Origin of the sequence: Thomasclavelia saccharogumia DSM 17460 (assembly GCF_000686665.1) — a bacterium.
GTDB classification, from domain to species: domain Bacteria; phylum Bacillota_I; class Bacilli_A; order Erysipelotrichales; family Coprobacillaceae; genus Thomasclavelia; species Thomasclavelia saccharogumia.
The window spans coordinates 26117-32874 of the sequence record NZ_JMLH01000031.1; the positions used below are offsets into that span (position 1 = coordinate 26117).

At 28.3% G+C, this 6758-nt stretch carries 4 protein-coding genes and 1 rRNA gene; all 5 read right to left on the reverse strand.

What is annotated here, in order from left to right; translation table 11 throughout:
* Positions 1 to 278 precede the first annotated feature (278 nt).
* The 5 genes from BR82_RS0108310 to rrf all read right to left on the reverse strand — a co-directional run bounded on the left by BR82_RS0108310 (position 279) and on the right by rrf (position 6595).
* The gene (locus BR82_RS0108310) at positions 279 to 1223 is read right to left on the reverse strand and encodes an HD domain-containing protein (RefSeq protein WP_027089817.1); all 945 of its coding nucleotides are present in this window, start codon (positions 1221 to 1223) and stop codon (positions 279 to 281) included.
* Entirely contained in the window at positions 1216 to 3204 is a 1989-nt protein-coding gene (locus BR82_RS0108315; protein ID WP_027089818.1) for a glycosyltransferase, read from the reverse strand. The genes BR82_RS0108310 and BR82_RS0108315 overlap by 8 nt, the downstream gene beginning before the upstream one ends.
* Positions 3205 to 3208: 4 nt before the next feature.
* Positions 3209 to 4237 (reverse strand): lysylphosphatidylglycerol synthase transmembrane domain-containing protein, encoded by a 1029-nt coding sequence (locus tag BR82_RS0108320; protein ID WP_027089819.1) that lies wholly within the window; start codon positions 4235 to 4237, stop codon positions 3209 to 3211.
* A 14-nt stretch (positions 4238 to 4251) separates the two neighbouring features.
* Positions 4252 to 5256 carry an LTA glycolipid anchor biosynthesis glycosyltransferase, IagA/BgsA family gene (locus BR82_RS0108325; RefSeq protein WP_027089820.1) on the reverse strand — a complete coding sequence of 335 codons (1005 nt, stop codon included), beginning with the start codon at positions 5254 to 5256 and terminating at the stop codon, positions 4252 to 4254.
* Between the two features lie 1230 nt (positions 5257 to 6486).
* A 5S ribosomal RNA gene (gene rrf / locus BR82_RS0108330) occupies positions 6487 to 6595 on the reverse strand.
* Positions 6596 to 6758 lie beyond the last annotated feature (163 nt).

The window sequence follows — 6758 nt, forward strand, 5'->3', positions numbered from 1 at the left end:
GGAGGATTAAGCAACTTTGAATATACACGCAGCAGACTGGTCTGGGCAAACAGAAAAAACGAACCTGTTCTCTCTACTCAAAATCGAAGCAAGAAGTTTATAAATTTAAAAAATATCTAGACAATTCAAAAGGAACAACTGTCAAATTTAGTTGTTCCTTTAAACTTCTTCATAATTTTTTAGGTTGCCCCCTAAAGTTGACCCCCAATCGCTTTATCTTAATTCAATATATTTAATTTTCTCTTAACCTAATAATATTGTAACATTTCTATATTATTTTAATTTATTTTTGGTTTATAAAAAGCTCTATTTTCCAATGCAAAAACTCTTTTTGAAAAACTTCCAGGTTCTACTGTTTCTAATGCCTTTTCCAACATGTTGATTCTTGCATCCATATTATCAATCAAATAAACAATTTCTGCTTCTTTTATCTGTGGCAATACTGGTGACCCGAATTCATTTTTACCGTGGTGTGATAAAATCATATGCTGAAGTAATGTTACTTCTTCCCCTTCAATATGCATCTTATCTGCCGTTTCCTTGATCATGGCCTGCGAAATTGAAATATGTCCTAGCAATTTACCCTCAATTGTATACTCAGGAACAACAGGTCCACTTAACTCGACTATTTTTCCTAAATCATGTAAAGTGATCCCAGCAAATAATAAGTCCTTATTTAATGTAGGATACAAAGTATATAAAGCATCGGCAATTTTCAACATACTATAAGTATGATGAGCTAACCCTGATACATATTCATGATGATTTTTACTTGCAGCCGGATAAATAGTTAATTTATCAAGATGTTCTTCAAAAATAGCTTTAACCAATTGATTTAATTTTAAATTATCAATACGATCAATATACTTTTTTATTTCTTTAATTAGTTCTTCACCAGTTTTTGGAGCACTTTTTAAATATTTCACTTGTTCTTGAGGATCATTAGAAGCAACATGAATCTTAATGATCTTCATTTGACGATCTTCATTGTACTTAATGATATCGCCTTTAACCTGAACAACAGTACCCATTATAAGTTTTTCTACTTGTTCATTAGTAGCATTCCAAAGCTTTGCATCAATTGATCCACTTGTATCTTGTAATGTGATACTTAAATAAGTTGAACGATTAGCACCATTTGTTTTTCCGGTTACAACACGGTTTATCAAGGCTTCAACAACAACCCCTTCATCTCCCGGTTTTAAATCCTTTATTTTATTCATCATTTAAAGCTCCTTCTTCATTTAATAATTCTTTAATATGCTCATAATTGTAACCTTTTCTTAATAAAGTATCAATTATTTTTTCTTTTAATTGATTTCCGTGATATTTTTTTATATATTTCTTTTTTTGTTTTATAAATTCTTTTTCTAAAGTTTTTCGCTCTTTTTGATCATCAAAATCAAAATCATAATCAGCTAAAGCTCTTTCAATAGTTTCTGTCGTAAAACCTTTGATATAAAGTTTATCTCGAATCTTTTTCAATGTTGCTTTATAAGAAAAATTGTTATTACGATTATAATATGCATCAATAATATTGGTTGCAGCATTATACTCATCATCATGATCATTTTCTTCAAGACAACGATCAATAATTTCACTACTAATACCATAATTACGTAAATTATAAATTGCCTTATTTAAGCCAATACCTAAGCGTGTGCAGCGTTTTAAATAATTTAGGGTATAAGCCTCATCATTAATTAAATTCTTTTCCTGCAGCAATTCTAACGTTGCATCAAGCTGAGTATCATCATAATCACCACTATCCATTAACTTTTTCTTCATTTGATTATAGGTATAATCTTTTACTGTTAACAGTTTTAATGCCTTATTATACGCTCTTGAAACTTGTTCATGATCTTTTATAATATCAAAAATTTCCTTACTGATTTCTTTACCCGATTCTAATTTATACGCTCTAATAACTTTATCACTAACTTCAACAATTATCTCACTTTCATCAAATAAAAAAACAACCTCATTAATACCTTTTTTTATTGGATAAATTGATTTAACAGTATAGGTATAATGTTTTAGATTAATTGCCCTTCGATATACGTCTAATACTTTTTCATAAAATACTTCACTGCTAAATTTCATTGCCCTCATATAAGCTTCTTTTGCCATCTTAGAATTATCACTACTCATCATCTTTAACAAAATAGCAGCTAATTCATTCGTTTCTTTAAAGAAATAACCATTTACACCATCAATAATGACATTTTCTAAATTTTGATCATACCGAGCAATTACCGGTATTCCACTTGCCATTGCTTCTATATATGTCAATCCTTGAGTTTCTGTAATTGAAGCAGAAACAAAAACATTTGAAAGATGATAGTAACTTGGAACTTCATCACTTGGTTTTGGACCTGTAAAAACTACATATTTACTTATATGATCATCTTTAACTAATTCTTTTAATTCATCAAGCTGTGGGCCTCCACCTACGATCAAGCACAACACATTATCATTTTCTTTAACAACTTCTTTCATTGCATCTATTAATACATCAATACTTTTTTCTTTTGCAATTCGACCTAAAAATGTAATGATAAATTGATTATTGATTCCATACTGTTGTTTAATTTGATTGATCAATGTTTCATTTTTATTTTTAGGATCAAATTTATCTAATTCCAATCCCGTTGGAATAACATGCATCTCCTTATTAAGACCATATTTTCTTAATGCATCCTCGGTTTTTGTAGATGGAACAATCAACTCTGTGCTCTTATCACCATAAAATTTACTTATTCGAGTAATTGCTTTTTTTATTAATCCATCAATTGCTGCTGAATTAACAGGATTTACGTAATGAGAGTAGTCTTCCCACATAGTATGATAAGTATACACAACAGGAATATTTAATGATTCACCAACTATTCTACCAAATATTCCTATTCCAAATTCCGTTTGAACATGAATTACTTCGATATTCATCCCCTTTATCTCGCGCATTCCTTTAAATGAATAAATATTACAAGCTCGATATCCATATAATGCCTGAATTTCTAAACCTGGAACCCTTAAAATATTATCGTCAGGGTCATCCAAATAATCGCTTTCACTTGGTAATTCACTTGTAACTACAACAACTTCATGACCGTGTTTAATTAACTCATCACGCAAGATTTTAGTTGAAGTAGCAACTCCATTTATATCTGGTATATATGTATCTGAAAAAATAGCAATTTTCATAATTTTACTCCGTTCCATTTATCTCTTTATTAACTGCAAAAATTAAACCACCAATAATTAATCCTAAATAATATGTAATAAAACGCCAAATCAGCATTGTCGTAGGAGTGCCAACTGCCCCGAGTAATGGCGAAAATAACATAAAATAAACTCCTTCACTACCTCCACTAGCACCTGGAATAGGCACAAAAGCTGTAATCATATATACAAATGAACAAATACCTATAAAATCAGGTAATTGTTTTATTGATACCCCTATATGAAGTGCTTTGGCAGCAAAAAAAGGAATACTATAGATGATTATTAGTTTAAAAAGATTTACTATTGATGATTTTATTAGAATGTTTTTATTGTGCTGCAAAATATTCAATTCTTCTCTAAAATTTTCTAATGATCTTGATACTTTAAATGAAGTATCCGTATAATTCTTTACAATATGAATTTTACTTAAAAATTTAATAATATTATTACAAATAAAATTTTGAAGCTTTTTAGATTTAGCTCCTAAAAATAATCCTGCAATAACAAAAAAATTAATTAAAAAACCAATAATAGCTAATGAAAAAAATTCACTGTAAATAGAACTATAAATTCTATATTTAAAAATCATTATTATAGCGGTAAATAAAACAAGAACACTTTGATATACAATAAAAGCCATTAACAAAATACTTGCCGAATTAGTCGGCTGGATTCCCTGCCGGTTAAAAATATATACTTGTGCAAACTGTCCACCACTAGAAAAAGGTGTAATTCCGTTAAAAAAAGTACCCGAAATAGCATTTACAAATCCCTGTTTATAACGATAATCTTTTTTATATAAACGGCCAAATGTATATAAATTTAAGCCATCAAGGATATAATATATTCCCATCAAGATAAAGGAAAATAAAATCCACATTGGTGAAGCCGACATCAGCGTCTTCAATGAAGCCTGTAGATCATCCTTCATTGTTAAATAAATAACAGTTGTTCCTAATACTAAAATTAACAAAATATTAAAAATATATTTTTTATTAGACTTTTTATCCATAAAATTACCTCAAATTAGAGTTTAAGTGTTTCTTCATATACCTCTAATAATTCTTTCCCAATCTTTGATAATTCTCTTTGTTTAGCTACCTCATAACCTTGATCAACCAATGAAGGATATTCACCTTCAATCATTTTATTGATAATATCGACAAAATCATCAGTATCATTACCTTTATAACAATTAACCCCATCTTCAAGCCAATCTGAAAAGACAGGAATGTCACGTAATAAAACATTACATTTGCATGCTAAAGCCTCTAATACAACAATTCCTTCTGTTTCTTCTCGTGACGGGAAAAAAAAGATATTACTTCTTCCATATGCACCTTTGATTACATCGCCACTAACATATCCAGGTAAAATCACATTATCAGGCAAGTTATCTAAAAGATCTTTTATCTTTTTAGTTGGATGAGATAATTTAACATCTCCAAACCACATAAATTTATAATTAGGCAATTTCCTAGCTACTTCAATAAAAGTATCAAAACCTTTACGTTCAAATAACCAGCCAACTGAAATAATTATTATATCGTCATCTTCAATATCAAACTTATTTTTAAATAAATCTATTTGTTTATCAGTAGGATTAAATTGCGACAAATCAACCCCATTAGATATGGCACTAATCGGCAACGTGATTCCATAAGATTCTAATATTCTTTTTGAATATGGTGTAGGTGTAATAATATGATCACCCTTAGTATATAAATTAATCAACCATTTTTTATATACACCTGATACTGAATTTGAGAACATAAATGAATTTCTAAAGTCTTCTTCTGTACTATGAGCATGATATACTATTTTCTTATTATTTTCACGTGCTTGATTAATCATTTTAATACTATCAGGCCAGACAGTATTAATATGTAAAATATCATAATCCAAATCTGCTTTATCAACAGTATACAAAACATCATTTAATTCAAGAGCTTTTTTCTGATGAATAAAAGCGCGTCCAATTCCTGATTTTTTTATTGAATCTTCCTGTCCAAAATATAATTTAATTTTCATTTTATCACCATGGATATTATACTACAAATCGTTAAGTATTAAAAGAAATAATATATTCACAAAAATACAAAAAAGTAATGTTTAAAGATTTAGGTGTCATAACTTAAAAATAAATTTGCAATACAGCATCAAACAACAGCTAAAAATACTACCAATTGTTTATAATTACCTAATGAAAGGAACAACTAACATAATTTGTTATATTCATTTAAAATAAAGTACAATGGTAAAAGAAAATACTTATCATATAAAATATGAGTAGAAAAATTCATCGAAAATAAAAAAATATTGTAAACAAAACAACATCTGTGTTTCATCATTCTATAAATTTAAAAACATCTAAAAATGATAACACTAAAAACAATCTATTTGTTCTTAATGAACTTATATATGATACTTATATATGATACTTACCGATAAATATTAGTGGACATTATCTTAATTTCTAGATAAGGCTATTGATGTACTAAAATGATCACTAATACTGATGAGGTTAAAAACACTTATATTTATAATCATTTTGTTGATATAAAAAATTAATGCTTATCGTTCATTTTAAAATGTATTTAATCGTAGTTTATTAATTTCTAACTACAAAACAAACATAATATCAAAATCATCTACCATAAAAACAATGACTTTTAGGCGCTTATATAAAATACTATTTGCTTAATAGTATAACTACTATTGATAATTTTACCCTATTGTCTGGATTCTTGCAAAGATCATCAGTCATACCAATGTTATAAAAAAGAAATTTTAAATAAAAGATAGAAAACTTTATAAAGAATCCTGTAAAAAGAGTAGTAAACTTATAGATTTAAAAAAATATCTACGTCTAAAGAAGTGTATTTACTCAGCAACTTTAAATGGCTATTATTACAAAATGTAGAGAATGTAGATTATTAGGACAAACCAGACTATAATCATAAGCTCAAAGGCTATTTAAATACTTATGATGACATTAAAAATTTTTTCAATTAGATGCAATTAAGATACTAAAAGAAAAATACATTGAAGTAGTAAATTGATTTAGATAAACAAAAAATATACTTTTTCTTTCTACTCCATAGTCAAAAAAGTTTATAAGTTTTTAAAATAAAAAATATTTAAACAAAACAAAAGGAACAACTGAAATTTAAAAGTTATTATATTTATATTTATTTTTTCCTTGATTTTTTGCTTAATACAAAAAAGGGACACCAAAGAGGTATCCAAAACAAAAAAAAGAACCGGCAGCTTGCTATTTTCGCACCGCAGTACTATCTTCGCCGTTATGATGCTTAACTTCTGTGTTCGGTATGGGTACAGGTGTGTCCATCATGCTATCGCTACCAGATCTCTTCTCTTTAAGCAATTCCTTTCGAGAATCACTCAAAACCGGATAATAGTTCCTTCCATTTGCTCGTCTCCAACCTTCTCTTTAGGTTAAGTCCTCGACCTATTAGTATCAGTCCGCTTAACATGTCACCATGCTTACACTCCTGACCTATCTACCTTAT